The 20,480-nt window shown below is 41.5% G+C and carries 15 protein-coding genes and 1 pseudogene; 5 read left to right on the top strand and 11 right to left on the bottom strand.

Features of this window, described 5'->3' with window-relative positions:
• Positions 1 to 2 precede the first annotated feature (2 nt).
• Entirely contained in the window at positions 3 to 1,463 is a 1,461-nt protein-coding gene (locus V7K98_RS28425) for a TM0106 family RecB-like putative nuclease (RefSeq protein ID WP_335028107.1), read from the top strand.
• A gap of 72 nt (positions 1,464 to 1,535) precedes the next feature.
• Here the strand turns inward: V7K98_RS28425 and V7K98_RS28420 are convergent, their stop codons facing one another.
• The 8 genes from V7K98_RS28420 to V7K98_RS28385 form a co-directional block, all read right to left on the bottom strand.
• Entirely contained in the window at positions 1,536 to 3,734 is a 2,199-nt protein-coding gene (locus V7K98_RS28420; protein WP_335028105.1) for a CHASE2 domain-containing serine/threonine-protein kinase, read from the bottom strand.
• Between the two features lie 233 nt (positions 3,735 to 3,967).
• Entirely contained in the window at positions 3,968 to 4,252 is a 285-nt protein-coding gene (locus V7K98_RS28415; protein WP_335028103.1) for a hypothetical protein, read from the bottom strand.
• An 853-nt stretch (positions 4,253 to 5,105) separates the two neighbouring features.
• Positions 5,106 to 5,969: a TauD/TfdA dioxygenase family protein gene (locus tag V7K98_RS28410; protein WP_335028101.1), complete on the bottom strand. Its 864-nt coding sequence runs from the start codon at positions 5,967 to 5,969 to the stop codon at positions 5,106 to 5,108.
• A 37-nt stretch (positions 5,970 to 6,006) separates the two neighbouring features.
• Positions 6,007 to 7,101 carry an aliphatic sulfonate ABC transporter substrate-binding protein gene (locus V7K98_RS28405; RefSeq protein WP_335028099.1) on the bottom strand — a complete coding sequence of 365 codons (1,095 nt, stop codon included), beginning with the start codon at positions 7,099 to 7,101 and terminating at the stop codon, positions 6,007 to 6,009.
• A gap of 293 nt (positions 7,102 to 7,394) precedes the next feature.
• Entirely contained in the window at positions 7,395 to 8,216 is an 822-nt protein-coding gene (locus tag V7K98_RS28400; RefSeq protein WP_335028097.1) for a class I SAM-dependent methyltransferase, read from the bottom strand.
• A gap of 217 nt (positions 8,217 to 8,433) precedes the next feature.
• Entirely contained in the window at positions 8,434 to 8,763 is a 330-nt protein-coding gene (locus V7K98_RS28395) for a ferredoxin family protein (protein ID WP_335028095.1), read from the bottom strand.
• Positions 8,760 to 10,376, bottom strand: a complete 1,617-nt coding sequence (locus V7K98_RS28390; RefSeq protein WP_335028093.1) for an FAD-binding protein — start codon at positions 10,374 to 10,376, stop codon at positions 8,760 to 8,762. The genes V7K98_RS28395 and V7K98_RS28390 overlap by 4 nt, the downstream gene beginning before the upstream one ends.
• A 754-nt stretch (positions 10,377 to 11,130) precedes the next feature.
• Positions 11,131 to 12,945, bottom strand: a complete 1,815-nt coding sequence (locus V7K98_RS28385) for an iron uptake porin (RefSeq protein WP_335028091.1) — start codon at positions 12,943 to 12,945, stop codon at positions 11,131 to 11,133.
• A gap of 873 nt (positions 12,946 to 13,818) precedes the next feature.
• On the opposite strand from V7K98_RS28385, the gene ssuD reads away from it, so the two are divergent.
• The 4 genes and pseudogenes from ssuD (at position 13,819) to V7K98_RS28365 (ending at position 17,983) form a co-directional block, all read left to right on the top strand.
• Entirely contained in the window at positions 13,819 to 14,967 is a 1,149-nt protein-coding gene (gene ssuD, locus V7K98_RS28380) for an FMNH2-dependent alkanesulfonate monooxygenase (protein WP_335028089.1), read from the top strand.
• 94 nt (positions 14,968 to 15,061) lie between these two features.
• Positions 15,062 to 15,888 (top strand): annotated as a pseudogene (locus V7K98_RS28375) (ABC transporter permease subunit).
• 124 nt (positions 15,889 to 16,012) lie between these two features.
• The gene (locus tag V7K98_RS28370) at positions 16,013 to 16,783 is read left to right on the top strand and encodes an ATP-binding cassette domain-containing protein (RefSeq protein WP_335028085.1); all 771 of its coding nucleotides are present in this window, start codon (positions 16,013 to 16,015) and stop codon (positions 16,781 to 16,783) included.
• Positions 16,784 to 17,032: 249 nt separating this feature from the next.
• Entirely contained in the window at positions 17,033 to 17,983 is a 951-nt protein-coding gene (locus V7K98_RS28365; RefSeq protein WP_335028083.1) for a D-2-hydroxyacid dehydrogenase, read from the top strand.
• Here the strand turns inward: V7K98_RS28365 and V7K98_RS28360 are convergent.
• The 3 genes from V7K98_RS28360 to V7K98_RS28350 form a co-directional block, all read right to left on the bottom strand.
• On the bottom strand, positions 17,980 to 18,168 hold the full coding sequence (locus V7K98_RS28360; protein WP_335028081.1) for a hypothetical protein: 189 nt from the start codon (positions 18,166 to 18,168) through the stop codon (positions 17,980 to 17,982). The two genes, V7K98_RS28365 and V7K98_RS28360, sit on opposite strands and share 4 nt — an antisense overlap.
• Complete coding sequence (locus V7K98_RS28355) at positions 18,169 to 19,368, bottom strand: acyl-CoA dehydrogenase family protein (RefSeq protein WP_335028079.1); 1,200 nt, start codon at positions 19,366 to 19,368, stop codon at positions 18,169 to 18,171.
• A 364-nt stretch (positions 19,369 to 19,732) separates the two neighbouring features.
• Positions 19,733 to 20,440 (bottom strand): actin-binding WH2 domain-containing protein, encoded by a 708-nt coding sequence (locus V7K98_RS28350; RefSeq protein ID WP_335028077.1) that lies wholly within the window; start codon positions 20,438 to 20,440, stop codon positions 19,733 to 19,735.
• Between the last annotated feature and the right edge of the window lie 40 nt (positions 20,441 to 20,480).

The raw sequence follows: 20,480 nt of genomic DNA, 5'->3' as shown, positions 1-20,480 counted from the left end.
GAATGCTAATCAATGCTGAACTTCTACTGCAATACCAACGCTGTAAACGCCGAACTTTTCTAGATATCCACGGTGACAAAAGTCAGCGCGATGCACCCAATGAGTTGCTGCGGAAACTGCAACAGGATAAAATCGCTCATCAGATGGGTGCTTTGGCACAGATGACTTATCACCAACCAGATTATTCTTATGGAAACTGGGAAAAGGCAGAGAAGGCAACTTTGGAATTGATGGAACGTGGGGTTGAGTACATTTATAAAGGAGTACTCTTAGCAAATTATTCTGAAGCATATACCCTACTGAGTCGGCCAAATTTACTCGTCAAACAGCCAGGACAGTCGAGTTTTGGAGATTGGATGTATGTTCCGGCTAGTATTGAACTGGGTAAGCGCCCTAAACAAGAATATCAAGTTATCGCTGCATTTCATACCCAAGTGTTGGCAAAAGTGCAGGGAGTTATACCAGAAACAGCTTTGCTGATATTGCGAACCAAAAACAGCAATTATGCCGTGGATTTATTTAAATGGATGCCACGGATGCAGCAAATTCTGGAGGACTTCATTGAAGTTTTAGAGTTACCAAATCCGCCAGAGGTGTTTATTTCTCGGCAAAAGTGTAATTTTTGCCATTGGTATAGTCAATGTTATGCGATCGCTAAATCTGAAAAACATCTCTCACTATTACCAGGTATAACACCTCTGCGCTACACTCAACTCCAAGATGTAGCTATCACCACACTAGAATCTCTCGCTAACACTAGTCCCAGCACCTTAGAAAACCTCCTTGGTTTCGACCAAAAAGTAGCACCCAAGCTAGTAGTGCAAGCTAAATCAGCACTGGAAAAACGACCGCTTCTTTTACCATACCCACTATCAATAAAAGAGATTACATTCACAGCACCCATAGAACTTTACTTTGATATTGAGGCACAGCCAGACTTAGATTTAGATTATCTTTTGGGGGTTTTGGTAGTCGATAGACTTGCCAACACAGAAAAGTTTTATTCGTTTTTAGCAGATAAACCAGAAGACGAAGAATTAATTTGGAAGCAATTTTTGGATTTGGTTTGGCAATATCCCGAAGCACCAATTTATCATTTTTGTGCCTACGAGTTTGATACGGTTAAACGGCTGGCAAAGCTTTACAACACTCCTTATGCCTCAGTGCGTCCAGTACTCAATCGCTTTGTGGATGTGTATGAGCAATTAACCGAAAGTGTAGCATTGCCTATAGAAAGTTATGCCCTAAAAGCGATCGCACGTTGGTTAGGATTTGAGTGGCGAGAAAAAGAAGCTAGTGGTGCTAAATGTATTTACTGGTACGATCAGTGGCTAGAAACAGGCGATCGCACCTTACTAGAAATTATCCAAAGCTACAACGAAGACGACTGTCGCGCTACCCACAAAGTCAAAGACTGGCTTGTAAACTTTTTTCAGGATGAATATGGTTTACGACTAGCTTAAGTAATTTCGGATTTTATTAAAGTTTTCAATTACTTAGAATCCGGTTTAAATATTACTAAGTACAAATCGCAGTTATATCCGTTTCAAATCTTGTAAAATAGCGGCGGCTGATTGATAGCGATCGCTAAAATGATAACAAACCATTTTATCTAAAATTGCTGCTAATTCTTCATTCACTTGCACCGTTTCCCGCCACATCACATTACCAGTTTCTGGATCTGGGTAAAGTTCTTGTGGTGGTATCCCCGTTATAGCTTGAATACCAATCATTCCTAAAGCGTAAATGTCACTGCATAAGCGGGGATGACCGGCAAATTGTTCTGGAGGTGCATAACCCCGCGTCCCGATAGCTACTGTGGCTAATTCTGTTTGGTCGCTGCTTGGTGGTTGCATTAATTTCACAGCACCAAAGTCAATTAATACCAACCGATTATCTTGAACACATCTAATAATATTAGTTGGTTTGATATCACGATGAATCACTCGATGCTGGTGAACAAATTCTAAAACTTCTAAAACTTGTTTGAGCATCTCCATCACAAATGATTCATTTTGCACATTCTGCACAGGTGGTAATTCTTCACTTAGAGTATGTCCTTCGATATACTGTTGAATTAAATAGAATTCTTGGCAATCTTCAAAATAAGCCAGTAGTTCTGGAATTTGGTGATGTTTACCCAAAGATTGTAATATTTCAGCTTCACTATGAAACAATCTGCGAGCAATTTGCAAAAAGCGTGTATCTTGACGGGCTGGCATTAACTTTTTAACTACACAAATCGGATTACCCGGTAGTTGAGTATCCTGTGCTAAATAAGTGCGACCAAATCCACCTGCACCCAGAACTTGAGAGATTTTGTAGCGTCCACCCAAAAGCAAATCACCTGATTTTATTTCTGGTGAATCAATTGGGGGAGGAAAATCAAGAGATGAATCAGGAATTGCTGTTTTGTCTTCTAAGAGTACATTTAATTGTGCGATCGCTTCTTGTTGTTTTTCAACTTGCAGAATAATCACCTGAGTTTGTCGCTGATTGTAGTAGCTAGTATAAGCAATCACGCAGATACTACTAATCACCAAACCAAGAGCAGAGGGAACTAACGGTATCCATCCGGCTTGTAAAAACAAAGCAACGCAGATTCCTACTAAACCAAGCAGAGTTGTCCCTACTACCACTAGCAAAAGCAACGGATTTTGCCACCGCAATGCGATGATTCCACCTAAAAGCGACCAGCCCCATATCCAAATAAGTTCCGCCCAGTCAGGCCAATACCAAATTAGAGGTCGTCCATCCAACACTGTACTGATGAGTTGACTTGCTATCTGTGCATGAATAAACAGAGCAGGCATTTTAGCTGGTTGATCTGGCAAAGCGCTGTAGGGTGTATAAAAGCCGCCTGGAGGTAGATTGGTTGCTGTAGTGCCGATAATTACAAGACGGTCTTTGAATAAACTGGAGTTGACTTGGCCATTGAGGACTTGTGTAAGGGTTACTTGATCGGCGAGGCCGTTGGGGTGACGGTAATTTAATAATATTTGATAGCCATTTGCATCCAGATGTTGGTAGCTACCAGAATTAGCTTGTAAACGTGGAAACAGTGTTTTACCTAACTGAAAATTACCTTTCTTAGTAAACTGGTATTCAATGCCTTGCTTTTCCAGATAATTAATTGCTATTAGCGCTCCAAATGCGAATGATGTTGTACATTTATTGTCTGTAGAGTTAGCAAATAACAAAGTGCGGCGAAGAATTTGGTCGTTTTCACTGTCAGCAACCACATCGCTAAACCCAACATTATCTATAGGAAAATTGGGCGGTGGTGGAATTTCATCTCTACCCAAGCTGCTGAACAAACAGGTGGTAATGATGTTGTCTTGATTTTGGAAATTATTTGCCAAATTCTTGTTTTCTGGTTGGAAAAGATATAAACCAACAATTCGTGGTTGATAAGACTCTATTTTCTTTAACAGCTGATTGATTGTCCGATCTGATAGAATCCATTTCTCGCGTTTGAGATCGTCGTCAGTGATTTTTACCAGTAAAATTCGCTTATCAGGTTTTTGTGCTGGACGCGATCGCAACATCTGATCGTAAACTCTTAACTCCCAAGGCTGCAACCATTTTAGTTCCCGAATTCCCCAGATAAAGGCGGTTACTCCCACACTAGTAAATAAAATAACTTGCAACCAGCTTTTGCCCTTGGAGGTTTCACGGGAATCCTGAACTTTGACAAAGGGGACACGGAGTTTTTCTAATAATCCACTAATCACAGCGTTGCGGCGGTAGCCCGAATTGGGTAGATGTTGCAGGCGCAGAAGTTTATTTTCAGACTCTAGGTTAAAAGCTAATTAACCTGAGCTTCTCTATTAATGTAGCAATTTACTTACTGATTATTAGAAACATTGAGATATTCCTAATATTAAAGCAAACTAACGTGCAACCTCAACCATAGAGTTAAGATAAAGTATGTCTAAAAGGGGCTATTCAACGTCGCCCTCTGCGGCTAATCATCTGTTTGAGATGTTTGGGCATCTTCAACAGAATTGGTAATTGGGAAAGAAATAGGATTAGTAGATGGGGTTAGTGAATCTAATTGTGGTTGTTCGAGTGATGCTTCCATACTTGCATCGTCAAAATATGAGCCAATAATTTTATCATAGTTAGAAGCAACAGCTAAAAAAGCGCCACCCAAAATATAGATAGGTAATGGCAGATTAAATTTTTGCAACCAGTCAAACAGTTCCGCCAAGGCAAACAGCACCAAAAAGCAAGCAAGCCAAACCTTCACATTCTTATCCCCTAGATTGAAATAACTCTATTATTAGCTTAAATAGCTTGCTTGCATAATAGTTGATCTAGTACATAATTACCAAATTACAACCTTTATAGCTTAGATAGGTGCAGTCAGAGTTATAGCATCTGCCATATCGCAATATCTAGTAGGAAAATAAAAATATCTTTAGCTTACCCGTCTTCTGTCACTTTCCGGGAGGGCGATCGCTAGAAGCTCGAATCAGCCAAAACAAAAGAAAAACCTCACCCTGTCAAAGATTGGACATCCCTCTCCTTAGTAAGGAGAGGGAAAGGTTTTACGCAGTAAAACCAGGGTGAGGTTTCTTAGGGGCTATAACACTTAACCGCAAATCGTCTCACCGAACAAGGCAAAAGTAAAAAGTAAAAAGGCACTCATAAAGAAAAAGAGCAGTGGTTTGAAGCCCCTGTCTTGAAAAGTTTCCTACGGCGGGAAACCCGCTTGACAGTTCTTTTCGCTAAATTTATTTATGGAACGAAATAAAAACATTTATTTCGAGACGCATAGCGCAAGAAATAATAAGTCCGTACAAGGCAAAAGTAAAAAGTAAAAAGGCAAAAGAAATATTGAATTTATCTTTCTTTTTACTTTTTACTTTTATCTTTTTACTTGTTTATGCGTCCTTAATCATTTCCCCTGAATTTATTTATGGGGATTATCTTTTTACTTTTTACTTTTTACTTTTTACTTTTTACTTCTTAATAAAGACTTGTGTGTACACCGACTCGGAGGGCGACGGTTTTGCGTAGTAAAACTAGGAAGAGGTTTCAAGATTTACGTCAATTAGGTGATTAAGCTAAATTACCTATAACTGTCTGACTAATAAAATCTAAAAGGGGCGACTACCTGCAAGACTGACTCGCTTCAAAACCCGTCGTTCATTTGGATCAAATGCTTGACGGTAGTGCAAGGTAGCTTGATTATCCCAGTAGACAATATCACCAACAGACCATTTGTGTTGGTAGTAAAACTTGGGTTGATTTAGATGTTGCCTTAATTGTTCAATCAGTTTAGATCCTTCTTGTGATTCTAACCCGACAATTTCCACTTCCGTCGCTACATCTAAGTAAAGATGCTTTTTACCACTATCTGGATGTGTTCTAACTAAAGGATGGGGAAAGATTGGGCTGATTAAAGGAATATTTTTGTCTAAACGATATAAAGAGCGGGGTGCATTTCTATCTTGTAAAAATGGGTTGTAGGTAATTAGCTGTAAATCTGCAATCCGTTCTTTAGTGGTTTGATCTAACGCCTCATAGGCCAAATTAGTATTTAACCAATAAGTATCTCCACCATGAGTTGGTATTTCCAAAGCATAAAGAAGCGAACCACTAGATGGAGTGGGAGTCCATTTGTGATCAGAATGGAAAGTGAGTTCTCCAGTACCTGTATAGCCGCCATCGACATTGGAAATCGGAATCACTACCGGAGTTTCTCCTGGTTTAGAAGCCAATACTGGAGTTTCATCTGATGGTACAAACAGTGCGCCAAAGTAGAGAGCGAAGTTGAAAAGCTGCTCATCAGAGAGCTTTTGGTCTTTGAATATCAAAATATGGCGATCGCGCAAAGCTTCTTTAAGCTGTAATATAACTTCAGGTGCGATCGCTCCACTGGCATCAAAATCGGTAACTATCGCTCCCAATGGGGCATCAATAGGACTAATTTTAACCTTTGTCAAAGTCGAGGTAGGCATAATATTCTCCTGTGTTTTAATTTCTTCTTGGGTGTAACTACTTATTGGCTAACACGTCTGAGGGAGTAATTTTGGCGTACTCATCAGGTGTCAAAAAGCCATCTCTAACATTCACCTTTTTAGGTATAAGTCCGAGGCTGTACCACTTATCTGCAACCTCTTGTTGTTTGTTAATGACTTTATCGGTAATTGGTACTAGCCCATAATCATATTTATCATGCATTTTTTCTAAAGTTGGTGCATCTAGCTGAGTTACAGGAGCAAGCAGTTGTGCTACTTCTTTGGGATGAGCCTTAGTCCAGATTTCTGACTTTTCTAGCTCCTCTAAAAACACTTTGATTACATCAGGATGAGCCTGATAAAATTGGCGTGAGGTTGAATAAAAGTTGCCAGTATCTCGCAACTTTCCACCATCTGCTAAAACACGAGCGATTTTCTTTTGTTCATTTCTAGTACCGAATGGCTCCCAGATATACCAAGCATCCACCTTATTTTGACTGAATGCTGCATTTGCATCTGCCGGGGCTAAAAAAACTGATTGGACATCGCTCAGTTTCAACCCTGCATCTTCTAATGCTTTAACTAATAGATAGTGGCCGATGGAGGCTTTCTGAAAAGCCACTTTTTTGCCCTTCAAATCGCTAACAGTTTTAATCGGAGAATTTACAGGAACTAAAAGTGAAATAGCTTTACCACTAGGGCGTGTAGTAGCTAGATAAACAAGGGGCGCTCCTGCTGCTTGGGAAAATATAGGAGGCGATTCGGCTGTAGATGCAATATCCAATCCATTTGCATTCAGGGCTTCTAGCTGTTGTGGCCCAGCCGCAAACTCAGCCCACTGTACTTTAAAACCCAGAGGCTCTAATCGCTTTTCTAAGGAACCCTGCTTTTCTAAAACTGCTAAAGCGGAAAGTTGTTTTGAACGTACAATCCGCACTAGTTGCTTCTCTGTAGTACTAGATGAAGCCACAGATACAGGAGAAGCTGCTGACTGTTGAATGTTATTTTTTGCTTCACTACAACTTGATAGAGTCGTCGATAACATTAAGCAGTAGCCCAGAGCAAATAACAAAGAATGACGTGTTGTTATCGGGCTTTTTTTGAATTCAAACTTTCCTTTTAAAGCTGGCATGGGTTGTTTTATTGATTCCCCTCTAGGTGATTAGAATAATGGTGATTAATTGCAATATAAAGTTTATTTGAAAATTCCAATCAGTAGATATTTGGTTAGTTTCAAACACTTTACTTATGAAATTAGAGAAGAGAGTGGGTATTACCCACCCCGCAAAGACTTGAGGAACTGAGACTTTAATATTGAGGAGGCAAAAATTTAGGAAATGGAGTGAGAAAAGCCCACTCCAATATCGTGCTAGTGGAAGATTAAAATTTGTAAGTGGAACTCTGTTTTGGTAGCATTTAATTTTGCTAGTGCTTCCAAGCGACTAGGATTGTAGCTTTGAGTTCTTCTGTAAAATGTCCAGATGGCTCAACTGCTAGTAACGCTTCTCTAAGATCCTTTTCAAATGCTGGGGCGTTATTGCCATAGAAAATTTTGAGAGAGAAGGCTGTTGTGTATAAATAGCCCAGATAACTATCGACAGTCCAAGATTTTTCAAACGGCACTTCATAGTTTTCTTGACGAGCAAAAGCAGAATTGCCAATTACAACTTCATGAGAAGGATCGACTGGCTTACGAGTACCTTGTCCTCGTTGTCCAGTCCGGCGTTCTTCACCTAACCATTTCTTTACTACTCCAACAGCAGCTTGTTTCCAAGGTAAATTGCTTTCCCAAGGGTTATCACCAGTCTGAAGCAGTGCTAATCCACCATCATCAGTTAGCAATTCATAAAGGCGTTCAAGCACTAGTTCGCGTTCCATCCAATGGAAGGCTCTACCAATAGTGGATAACTTAAATTTCCCTAAACTAGAGTCAATTAACTCGGCTCCTTGTTCTAACCAAGTAATATTATTTGCTCCGACTGCTGCTGCTTGGCGTTTAGCTTCTGCAATCATTTCTGGATCGGGATCGATCGCAACAACTTCTTCAAATTGGGTTCGCAGAGCAATTGAAATTAACCCTGGGCCAGTACCCAAATCAAGGAGTCGTCCTTGACCATTGAGATGAAATATTTCGGCTAGTTTATCGAATACAGCAGGTGGATATTTGGTTCTATATTGAGCGTAGACCTCTGCGGCTCCCTCAAATAAACTTGGGTCGTAGGTGGGAAGTGTTTTTAGTTGAGTCATATTTGGATTTTAGATTTTGGATTTAGGTAAGTAAGGTGGAGATTAAATAACACCCACCCTACAAGACAGCAACGAGCAGACAGCTAAAGCACCTAGCGCGGGAGTGGGGGAGAAAATAACCAATGCCCCTGAAGTTGATAATCTTAAAGTAAATTTATTTTTACTGATAAAACCCGCTCCTACTTTGAACCACAGCATGATTATTTTCTCCGCCGCACTATTTCATCTGCTTCAAAATTTGAAATGTTTGATCTTTTTTTGCTGTTGAAGTGCGCTTATGTCCCCAGCCGATTTTTTCCCGATAACTACCCAGTAGCCCGACTTCTGCCAATTCTGCCTCGTTGACTGAAGTGGTGACATCACTTTCTGGTGCTACATAAAGAGCATCAACTGGACAATACAATTCGCACATATAACAGGTTTGGCAGTCACTCTGTCGGGCAATGGTTGGCGGCGCATCAGGCATTCTGTCAAATACGTTGGTTGGACAAATATTCACGCAGATATTACATTTTATGCACCGCGATTCGCTGACCAACTCAATCACACTGCTGCTCCTATTTTAGATAAAGGCTTTTCTGTACTTAGCGGCTGACTCTTCACCCAAACTCGATCTAATCCGCCACTAATTAGATGATGTTGCTGGTTAGCATCAAGTTCTGGATAATCTTGATGTTTATGCATACCACGAGTTTCTTTCCGTTCAATGGCACTGCTGTACATCCATCGCGCTGTGGCTACCATCGCCGCAGCTTCTCGTACTCTTGGAAGTTCTTTATCTGATTTTATCTGGCTATTACGAAGTTCTTGCCAAAGATGATTTAGCTTACCCAAAGACTTAGTTAAGCCTTGTTCTGTACGGAAATAGTTCTTTTCATAAGGAAATACTTCAGCTTGGACTGCTTGAATAATTTCATCAGTTGCCAAAGCTTGAGAGCGATCGCTCTTTAATCCTACCTCCCCAACACCCTTAACACGGCGTTGAGTTTTGTATTCCCCCAAACTGCGACTATATTCAGCAGCCGATTTCCCAGACCAATAGCCAGAAGATATTGCCCAAGCTGCATTATGGCTACCACCGCCAGTAAATCCGCCACAAATCAGTTCCCGTGTAGCGGCATCTCCAGCCGCATAGAGTCCCCGTACAGAACTACTACAACTCTCATCTACAATCCGAATTCCCCCCGTACCACGCACAGTTCCTTCTAGGCGCAGAGTCACAGGGAAACGTTGAGTAAATGGATCGATCCCTGCACGATCAAAGGGTAAAAAGAAGTTGGGCTGCGCTAAACGCATAGATCCCCGCATCGATTCCGCCGCTTTGTCTATGATGGCGTAAACTGGCTGTTGCAGCAATGTCTCGGCAATTACTGAACGTCTATGAGAACTTGCCCCCGGAATTACAGTACCGTCTTCGTAGGTGAAGGTTGCCCAATTATAAAACAGGGTTTTAGTAACTGAAGAAAAGGCGGGGGAGATGCCGTAAGCATTAGAAAATTCCATACCCGACATCTCAGCACCAGCTTCAGCCGCCATTAAATAACCATCCCCTGTCAGGACGTTGCATCCTAACGCTTTACTGAGAAATGCACAGCCGCCAGTTGCGATAATTGTGGACTGCGATCGCACTATCCACTTATCACCAGTCTGACGATTCACACCTGTTGCACCAGCAACAGCATCATCGTCATCAACCAGTAGTTCTAAGGCGGGGCTGTTGTCTAAAATCTTGACTCCGGCGCGTTGAATTTGCCGCCGCATCAGCCGCATATATTCTGGCCCTTGCAGCGATCGCCGATATGGTTTACCTTCATCGTCGGTAGGGAAGGGATAACCCCACTCTGCTAACTGATTGACGTTTGCATAGGTCTGATCCAGTACTCGATCCATCCAGTTGCGATCGGATAAAAACCCACCCAATGATTCCCGACTCACCTTTGCAGTTTCTCGTGCTTCTGGACCGGGTGGCACATACCACACACCATTACCAGATGCCGCAGCACATCCAGTCGTACCACAGTATCCTTTGTCTACGAGGATAACTCTAGCTCCACTTGATGCAGCATTCCAAGCCGCCCAAGTTCCGGCTGGCCCGCCTCCAATCACAAGCACATCTGTTTCTAAGTCGAGTTCAAAATCGGTTGTTAACGTCTTCAGCATCTACCATTTCCCCCATCGATAAAGTCTTAAGCATCAAGTCTTCACCCAATCGATGCTGCAAAATATTCAGAAATTTCTTTGCCCATTTACTTGAGGACTTATTATCAGTAGTCTCAATTTCTGGCTTGTTAAGCCAGGCTACCGTAGTCCTTTATCTCGATAGATAAACCGTAGTTTCTGATATAACAAAGCTTTTCACAGTTTTCAGAAAAAAGCAAGTATTTTAAGAGAAATTAAAATGTAAATTTATGTCAATTAAACTTTACATACTTCAAAAAAGACTTGTTTTTTATAGCAAGACTTACGCCAAAGCTCTCTCAAACTGTTATAGTGACTCTTAAAATCTCTGCTTGCCCCTCAGCGTTGCTCCAGTTGCTATAACGCGGAGGCCGAGGTCTTCTCCAGAAGGCTACGGTGAACACACAAGTCATCGAATTACCCAAAACAAAAGAAAAACCTCACCCTGTCCTATCCGACATCCCTCTCCTTACTAAGGAGAGGGACAGGTTTTGCATAGCAAAACCAGGGTGAGGTTTCTTAGGGTCTATAAGACTTAACTGTAAGTTGCCTCACCAAAGACTTATGTGTAAACCACTAGCAACCAAGAGGGGTTTCCCGCCCTACATGGATTCACCCCAACACACTGGCTTCTCTGTGCCTGGGGGAGTTTAAGAGTATTTTATTGAATCACTCCAGACGCAGAGAATACAAAGTAATTATTCCTTTGAGGCTTTGATGCTCCCGTTAGTATGTTTTAAAACCTAAAGACAGTACGAACCCAAGCAAATAAACTATCAGGATTGCTAGAATCTGAGTTCGGTGCAGTAATCCAGATCAAACCCGGTGTCACCTCAATATGATCTCCGATTTTATATTGATAGAATGCCTCAACGTGTAGGGAAGTATCTTTGTCTGCTTGTCCAGCACCTGCTCCCAAATCTACATTTTTACTAAGACTGGTGATTTTCGGCTCCATACCAACTAAAATCCCCCCTAAAGCACCTTCACTAAAAAGATCCGGGAATGCCAGTCCTACGGCCCAATCCATAGCTTCGCCATCTCCATGCCCCAAATAGCGGTGTGCTGCATAACTTACCCAGGCATTAATTGCCAACTTGGGATTAACTTGATAGAACGCCTGTAGACCATAAAGGTTGCCCACAGTTCCGGCTCCAGGTACGGTACTGTTTACCAGGTTGCTCCCGACTGCTGGGCCAAAATTTGTTCCACTAAAACCTAATGTATTTGGTGGGCTATAGGTATTAACGTAAGTTGCAGCCACCCGAAAATTCCTATTGGTGGAGTAGTATATTAACTGTGCTAAAGCTAAATACCTGCCTGTAAATAAGCCATTATTAGTTGTCGGATTGTTACCGTTTGGTGCGCTGTACGCTATCCCGAATTGAACCTGTTTGCCTAATCCTTGGAGTATGGCAATTCCGGGGCCGCTATCTCCATAGTTATAGACCAAAGACCGCCGTGAAAATCGTGAAATCCCATTAGCACCAGTAGCAGAAGACGATTCAAAATATGGGTTAATCGGCCCAGAAAGACCTATCTCACTAGCTCCGTCAGACAAGGGATAAATGTTGACTTGGGTATTTGGAAAAGGTAGAAACCGATAGCGAACACCATTAAGAGTAATAGTATTGCGTGCAAAAGTAATACTGGAGTTATCAGCAGTTCTCCCCTCATAAGTTCCTAATAATCCAGCTCTTGTTTGTCCCAATGATTCAATATTTCCACCTCCTATTGTTATAGCTAGTGAATCTTTACCGTTAAAACTGGTGTTTAACCGTAAAGAAGTTGAGCCTTGAAGTGTGGCATTGTGAGGTGCTGGTTTTTTGCTGACGACATTATTACCTGTTATAACTTCGCCAAGGACAATCTGAGCTCTACCTATAAGTTTGGTTGTGGTCGTAAACTGAGTTGATTCTAACTTCGCACTTCGTGCTTCCAAGCTATCTAAACGTCCCCGAAGTTGAGCAAGTTCTGGAGAAAATTGTTCTTGTAGTTTTTTGATGGTATCCAAGTCTTCGCGTTTGACTAAATCTGTTGTTGAAGTTGCTATTAGTTCATTGAGGCGATCTAAAGCTGCATTCAATCCAGCTGCAAATTCATAGCGTGTTAGGGCGCGATCGCCTTTAAATGTGCTATCTGTATATCCTGCAATTACACCATAGCGCTCAACTAAAGACTGTAATGCTTGAAATGCCCAATCTGTCGGCTTAATATCTGATAGTTGCGAGACGGATGTTACTTGCCCTGCTGCATTATTTGGAGCTTTTTTGTTAGTTGGCGGTGCAACTAGCAACAATTGTGAGACAGGTGTGACTCGATCTCGCAGATCGTTTGGAGCTTTTTTAAGAGTGACTGGTGCAATTGAAGTGTCTACTGTTTGATTGACAACTGCTTCTGAAGCTTTGTTCTCTTGTACTTCAGTCGCAGATACATCAGATTTAGGCAGTTCAGCTTGACTTTTGCCTGGATAAAAAACCAGGATAGCTAGAATATCTAGCAATGAAAGCAAGAACACTATCCATCTATAATTCGAGCGAAAATTAGACATTACCCTTAAACTCCTCAACCTGAAAAACGGATAAATAATCTCTAAATCGGACAGCAGAATTATCAGAGAACTTTGACTAAAACTTCTTACTAAATTATTAGCTAATAAAGTTAGCAAAGGTTCCCCAATTAAAAGAAGTACAAATCTCCGATAAGTATCGCAAGCAGTACTAATAAATTGAATTCAGACTCCAAGGCTCGTAGCAAATTCTCAAAATAAAATTCATAATTCAGAATTTGATTTGCGATTGTATTGGAGTACTACCGATGAGATAACGCAACAAAATTTATCAATATCTCGTGACATTGACTAAAGCCTGAATTGAAATCAAGCTATTATCTGGCAATTAAGATTAGCTGAGTACACTAATTTGTAAGCAGCTAGATTTGACAGTCTCAATTGTTAATAAAAATCGATAAACCTATAAGTCGATAGATTTACCGGATTTTGTGTAGAATTATCTTTGCATAGAGCTTGGTACAATGCAAGACCCAGTATTTATCCAGAAAGGAAAATATATCGAAATTATTGGCTAACTCAACTCAAGGAACTGCGAACGCATAGCGTGCCGTAGGCGATCGCTACAAATCCCCTAAATTTTTTATTTATGGGTATTCCTCCTACCCTCTGCCCCCTTAATTACCGATCGCTTAGAAATTTTGCTTACTCAATAAAAAGTTGTATTTTCCAACACAGCAATTCTGACCCAAAAGTGTCAAAATTAACGGTTAAGCAGTTCATTATCCAAACAGCCGTTTTTTACTAATCGTTAAATTAGACTTGATTTTTAGGTAATATCGGGTAGAATTTTGTCTATAAAATACGGTAATTCGATAGGATAATCGTATATTTAGCTCCCATATCCTGACAAACATGCAAATTCTCTGGTTTATTCCTACTGGATCTCATGACGGACGCTATTTAGGCACAGATATTGGTTCTCGCGTTGCCACACCTGATTATTTGCAGCAAATTGCCCAAGCTGTAGATAGTTTAGGCTACACGGGCGCATTGTTACCCACAGGGAATTCTTGTGAAGATGCTTGGATAACTGCCGCCGCTTTTATATCTGTCACCAAACAGATGAAATTTCTCGTGGCAATTCGTCCAGGAATTACTTCTCCAGGTGCTGCTGCACGGATGGCAGCAACATTCGATCGGATTTCTAAAGGAAGATTGTTGATTAATGTGGTGACAGGTGGAGATCCGGTGCAACTAGCTGGGGATGGCTTACATCTGAGTCATGACGATCGCTATGATTTAACCGATGAATTTCTTACGGTTTGGCGGGGTATGCTCGGTGGAGAAACAGTCGATTTTAAAGGAAACTACCTCGATATCAAAGGTGGTAAACTCCAATTCCCACCAGTTCAAAAACCCTATCCACCCTTGTGGTTTGGTGGTTCATCTGCGGCTGCAAAGCGAGTTGCCGCTAAACATATAGATGTTTACCTGACTTGGGGCGAACCTCCACAACAAGTTGCTCAAAAGATTGCCGAGGTTAGAAGATTGGCGGCTGAACAAGGTAGAACAGTCCGCTTTGGGATTCGCTTGCATGTAATTGTGCGTGAAACCGAGTCTGCGGCTTGGGATGCGGCCAATGAGTTAATTAAGTATGTAGATGAAGATGCGATCGCTAAAGCTCAGGAAAGCTTGGCTAATTCTGATTCTGAAGGACAGCGACGGATGAGCCAACTACATAGTGGTAGTCAAAAAAACTTAGAGATTAGTCCCAACCTGTGGACAGGAATTGGATTAGTTCGGGGTGGTGCTGGTACGGCTTTAGTTGGAGATCCTGACACCGTTGCCGCGAGGATGCTGGAATATCGCAATTTAGGAATAGAAACCTTTGTTTTCTCTGGATATCCCCATTTAGAAGAAGCATATCGCACGGCTGAATTATTATTTCCACGTTTACCTTTAGAGAGGGAAACTGCACTGTTAACGCCACCAGTTTTGAGTACTGTTAGTGAAATAGTTACCAATGACAAATTTGCTAAACAATTAACGAGTGCCTCATGACTAATTCGTAATTCGTAATTAAAGAGCAAATTATGAATTATGTTGACAATGCTGCTAGATTCACTCTTTGGAACAATCTACAATCTAAAATCTCATGACTATTACCTTTAAACACACCAAAAAAACAATAATATATCCTGGAGCGAGGTATTAGAAAACCCAAAAATCGATAAAATAGTTCCCTGGATTGTACCCGTTCTAGTGTTAGTTCTTTGGGAAGTTGCTTCCAGAACGGGTTTACTCTCGACCAGAATTTTACCTGCCCCTAGTGGTGTAATCACTACAGCTATTAGATTAGCCTCCACTGGAGAACTTTTTAAACATATAGGAATTAGTGCTGGACGGGCAATATCTGGTTTTATAGTTGGTGGCAGTATTGGGTTTGGTTTGGGATTGCTCAATGGCTTTTCCCCTATAGCAGAAAAGTTATTAGATAGTTCCTTACAAATGCTCCGCACAATCCCTAATTTAGCATTAATTCCCCTAGTGATTCTTTGGTTTGGTATTGGCGATCAAGCTAGATTATTTCTAGTATCTATGGGGGTATTTTTCCCGTTATATCTCAATACATTTCATGGTATCCGCAGTGTTGATCCTGGACTGATTGAAATGGGAAAAGTTTATGGATTAAAAACACCACAACTTCTCTGGCAAATCATTTTTCCAGGAGCCTTATCTTCGATTCTCGTCGGTGTCCGTTTTTCTTTAGGAATTATGTGGCTGACGCTAATTGTGGCAGAAACGATCGCAGCAGATTCTGGACTTGGTTATATGGCAATGAATGCCCGTGAGTTTATGCAAACTGATGTTGTGGTCTTGAGTATTGTGATTTATGCACTGTTGGGTAAATTAGCAGACGCTGTTGCCAGAGGATTAGAAACAAAATTCTTGGCTTGGAACCCCAATTATCAAAGGTCATAAATGGCAAATAACCCAAGTTCAATAGTTAAAATCAAGACTTTTTAAGTTTTAACTTCTATTGATTTTGAGTGTAATTTGCTTTGTTTAACGTCTCATTATTGTTCTGAAAATAGGAGTTTTGCAAGTGAGTTCTAATGTACAGGGTACGCAACTAAGTATTTTGGATTTGACCAAAGCTTTTGGTAAAAAAACTGTTTTAAACTCGCTGAATTTAGAAGTTGAAGCAGGTGAATTTGTTGCTATCGTCGGACGAAGTGGTTGTGGTAAGAGTACTTTATTGCGTCTGGTGTCAGGGTTAGATAAAACAACTTCAGGTGGAATACTCCTGGATGGAGAACCACTGCGTAGACTCAGCGGCTCTGTAAGAGTGATGTTTCAAGATCCCCGTTTATTACCGTGGAAGCGCGTTATTCAGAACGTAGGATTAGGCTTACAAGGTGATTGGCGTGAAAAAGCTTTGTGGGCACTCAATAAAGTCGGACTCAAAGATCGGGCTGATGAGTGGCCGTCTATTTTATCGGGTGGACAACGGCAACGGGTGTCATTGGCAAGAGCGTTAGTCAGTCAACCTCGTTTGTTGTTGCTAGATGAACCTTTGGGAGCATTAGATGCTCTAACTCGCTTAGAAATGCAGCAATTAATTGAGAATATATGGTTAGAAAGAAGATTTACTGCGTTTTTGGTTACTCATGATGTAGAAGAAGCTGTCGCGTTAGCAGATCGAGTGATAGTGATTGATGAAGGACAAATTTCTCTCGATCTACCTGTGAGACTTTCACGCCCGCGAGATAGAAGTAGCGAAGTATTTATCAATATCAGAGAAGCAGTTCTCCAGCGAGTAATGACGAATGAAAGTACTCTGTCAAATATTCAATTGTTACAGTTGAGTAGTTGAGATTTAGCTTTCGTTAGTTGATTGATATAATGCTTGGGGTAGCTGTTGTAAAATAGGCTACTTCGAGACTCAAGATAATTCATATAACAATCTTTTTTGATAGATTAAAAATAATTGTTTATAAGTAGGTAGGCGTAATTAAATATAAGATCAAACCTCACCCTCAATCCCTCTCCTTAGTAAGGAGAGGGAAGCCGGAGGCAGGGTGAGGTTTTATACGCTATCCAAAATAGAATTAGGGAGTAGCAAATGGTGAAACTAATTTTACCCGATCATCTCATTGCTGATATTGAGCCACACCTGCCATCTGATATAGATGTTGTGGAAGTGGATAGTGAAGGTAATCTTGATGGTGATGTCAGTGATGCAGAAGTTTATGTCAACGGATTTTATCTGAAAACTTCTACCCTTGACAAAGTACTGACAGCAGCACCTAGACTGCGTTGGCAACAATCACCGAGTGCTGGCGTGAATCACATCCTCACACCAACTTTTTTGCAAAAGGACATTATCCTTACTAATGGCGCAGGGGTTCATGCGATTCCAATTTCGGAATTTGTATTAGCATTCATGCTCTATCACGCCAAGAATCTGCGGAAATTGCAGACTTTGCAGGATGCACACACTTGGGTAAGAGGAGTGTTTCTCGAAGAGTTGGCAGATGCAACTTTATTAATTCTCGGCACTGGGAATATAGGTCAAGCGATCGCATCTCGCGCTAAAGCGTTTGGTGTTAAAGTTTGGGGTAGTCGCCGCCATCCCGAACCCCTACCGAATTTTGACAAGATTGTTGGTGCTGATGAATGGCGATCGCTCCTGCCATCTGCCGACTATGTAGTAATTGCCACACCGCTAACTCCAGAAACTAAAGGCTTGATCGATGAAGCCGCCTTGCGCTCCATGCGTCAGTCTGCTTACCTAATTAATATTGCTCGTGGTGCGATCGTGGATGAAGCTGCATTGCTCACCGCACTACGTGAGGGATGGATTGCAGGTGCTGGATTAGACACGGTTGCAAGCGAACCTCTACCACCGGAAAGTCCTTTGTGGTCGTTACCGAATGCCTTTATCACACCCCATTGTTCAGCCCTTTCGCCACGCCTGAAAGAGCGCATAGCACAACTGTTTCTCGACAATCTCAAACGCTACCAAACTGGCCAACCTTTGCGGAATGTTGTAGATAAGAAAGCTGGATACTAAATATTGGGAATTGGGAATTGGGAATTGGGAATTGGGAATTGGGAATTGGGGATTGGGAATTGGGTATTCTCTTTTTCCCCTTGTCCCCTTGTCCCCTTGTCCCCTTGTCCCCTTGTCCCCTTGTCCCCTTGTCCCCTTGTCCCCTTGTCCCCTTGTCCCCTTGTCCCCTTGTCCCCAGTCGCCAATCACTTTACTTTCAGCGCTGATTTACCTAATGACTGACAAATAACATCATTTTGTGGTGTATGGATACGGCTGCACAGAACGTCACGGTAGTGTCGCTCTAAAGGATTCTTTTTTAACATACCGGGATTACCAGTTAGTTCTAAGGCAATTTCTACAGCCCGAATTGAATTAGTTGTGGTGAGGTATTTAACAGCTTGTGCCTGTAATCCTACGTTAGACTCATACTCGCCCTTGTCAATATCTTGAGCCAAGCTATAAATTAATCTATTGTTAGCAAACAGTAGTGCTTCTATTTCACCCACGGCAGTTTGGAAACGTGGTAGAGTTGCCAGTGGTTCTTTGAGATTAGAAGGCGATCGCTCCCAAAGATATTTAACCAGCCAGTCTCTCGCACTAGTAGCAACACCAAGATATAAAGCACTCACTGTCAAACTGCCCCAAGTGGAAATAAGCGGATCAAAGGATGGTGCAGCAGATATGGGATTGATATTCAGGGCATACTCTAAGGGAATTAATACATTCTCCAAAATCAGATCGTGGCTGCCTGTAGCTCTCATTCCCAAGTGATCCCAAGTTTCAACAATTTCCAAACCGGGCAAATCGCGCGGAACTAGAAAATTGCCAACTTGTGGTTCATCTTCAGTTGTTCGCGCCCACACAACAAAGTAACTGAGGATGGGACTACCCGTGGTGTATTGCTTGTGGCCTGTTAAACGCCAACCCTCTATTGTCCGTTCGGCAATTGTGGCAGGTAATCCGCCTCTAGCTGGTGTTCCTAACTCTGGTTCGACACGAGCCGCATTTAGCAGGGCAATGCCTTCAATCGATTCACGACACAGCTGCTTATATACATCTGGATTCCAGCGACGGCTACGGGCTGCATTGGCATGTTGGAGATAATGCATCGTCAGTACTAGCGCGGTTGATGCATCGCCACGCGCTATCCCTTCAATGACTTTGCAGATAGTGTGCAACCCTAAACCCTCACCGCCTAATTCACGGGGAATGGTGAGGCTGAGTAATCCTGCCTCATGTAAAGCTGTAAAATTCTCGAAGGCAAAAGAACCCTCTTTGTCGTGTACTCCTGCACGAGTGGCAAAGTCTTTGGCTAGAACTTCAACCTGGTGGAGAATATTAGGGATAGTTTCTAAGCTTTTGGTTACAAAGGTGTCTGCCACTGCTTGCTCCAACTTTGACATAAAGTTAGCCTAAATCCTGCTTTCTTTTCTTCTTTAGTTTATGGTCTTTAACTCAGGTCTATACTACTTAAGGTTACTGGGAATTTAGTATAATATGTAAATATGACACAAACAGCTTTCACAGAGCAAGTCAAGCAGAGAATTTAGAATAGGACTTACGGAATAACGAACCGCAGGGGCGCAGAGGACTCAGAGAAATGAGAGTTTGAGAGATACAGCGTATTGCAGGTAAATGAAGTACACGGGTAGGGGCACAACATGTTGTGCCCCTACGATGATCTGTATCTCACGCCTGTTGCAATCTGCTGTATTTTGCGTAAGTTCTATAGAGAAGGCTTTTAGGCTGGGGGGCTTGTGCGATTCGTTAGCGCAAACCTAAAATTTCCGAAATCGCCGTTACAATATCTAAATAAAAGTTGCCTTTTACTGCACGAAATAATTCAAATTTGGAGTCAGGCGCACCAAAAAATGGTCTGAGAAACCATCCTAACTGCATACCAACAAAGGCATAAAGCAATAACCAGGATCTTAAAATAGTGGTGCGGGTTTTTTTACCAACTTCATCTTGTTGAGAAAGTAATTGCATTCCTTCATACAAGAATTTCACACCAAAGATACCTGTAATGCCAAAAATAAACACATTCAACAATTTGAAAAATTGATAAGAATCTGGTGTAGTGATGAGAAAGAATAGCGTGACTGGTGCCAAGCTAAATAAAAGTACGCTAATCACTGATACAGAGGTGAGTAATACAACAAAATGTTGTTGAATACTGCTTCTGGAACCAAACAAGACATTAAAAAAGAACAAAGTCGGGAAACAAATAATCAGTGTTAATAAATAAAATGCTGGAAGTTTAATAGCGCCGGATAATGCCTGTGCCCAACTATGGGATGCACCGATAATCCCTCCATAAAGGGCAAAAAAGATAGAACTAGATACAAACAAAGAACTGATTTTATTTTGTAATCTTATTCCCTGACGAATTTCTTCTAAAAAAGATTGGCGATCGCGCAATAAAGTAATCAAAACACCAAATTGTTGAATTCCGCGATTTTGCTTATTTAACATAAGTTTATATTTGAGATATTTTGGGTAATTACTAATGACT

This window comes from Nostoc sp., from assembly GCF_036917435.1.
Classification (GTDB): domain Bacteria; phylum Cyanobacteriota; class Cyanobacteriia; order Cyanobacteriales; family Nostocaceae; genus Nostoc.
Note: the sequence above shows the minus strand (reverse complement) of the source record. Positions and strands in the feature narration are given on the sequence as shown.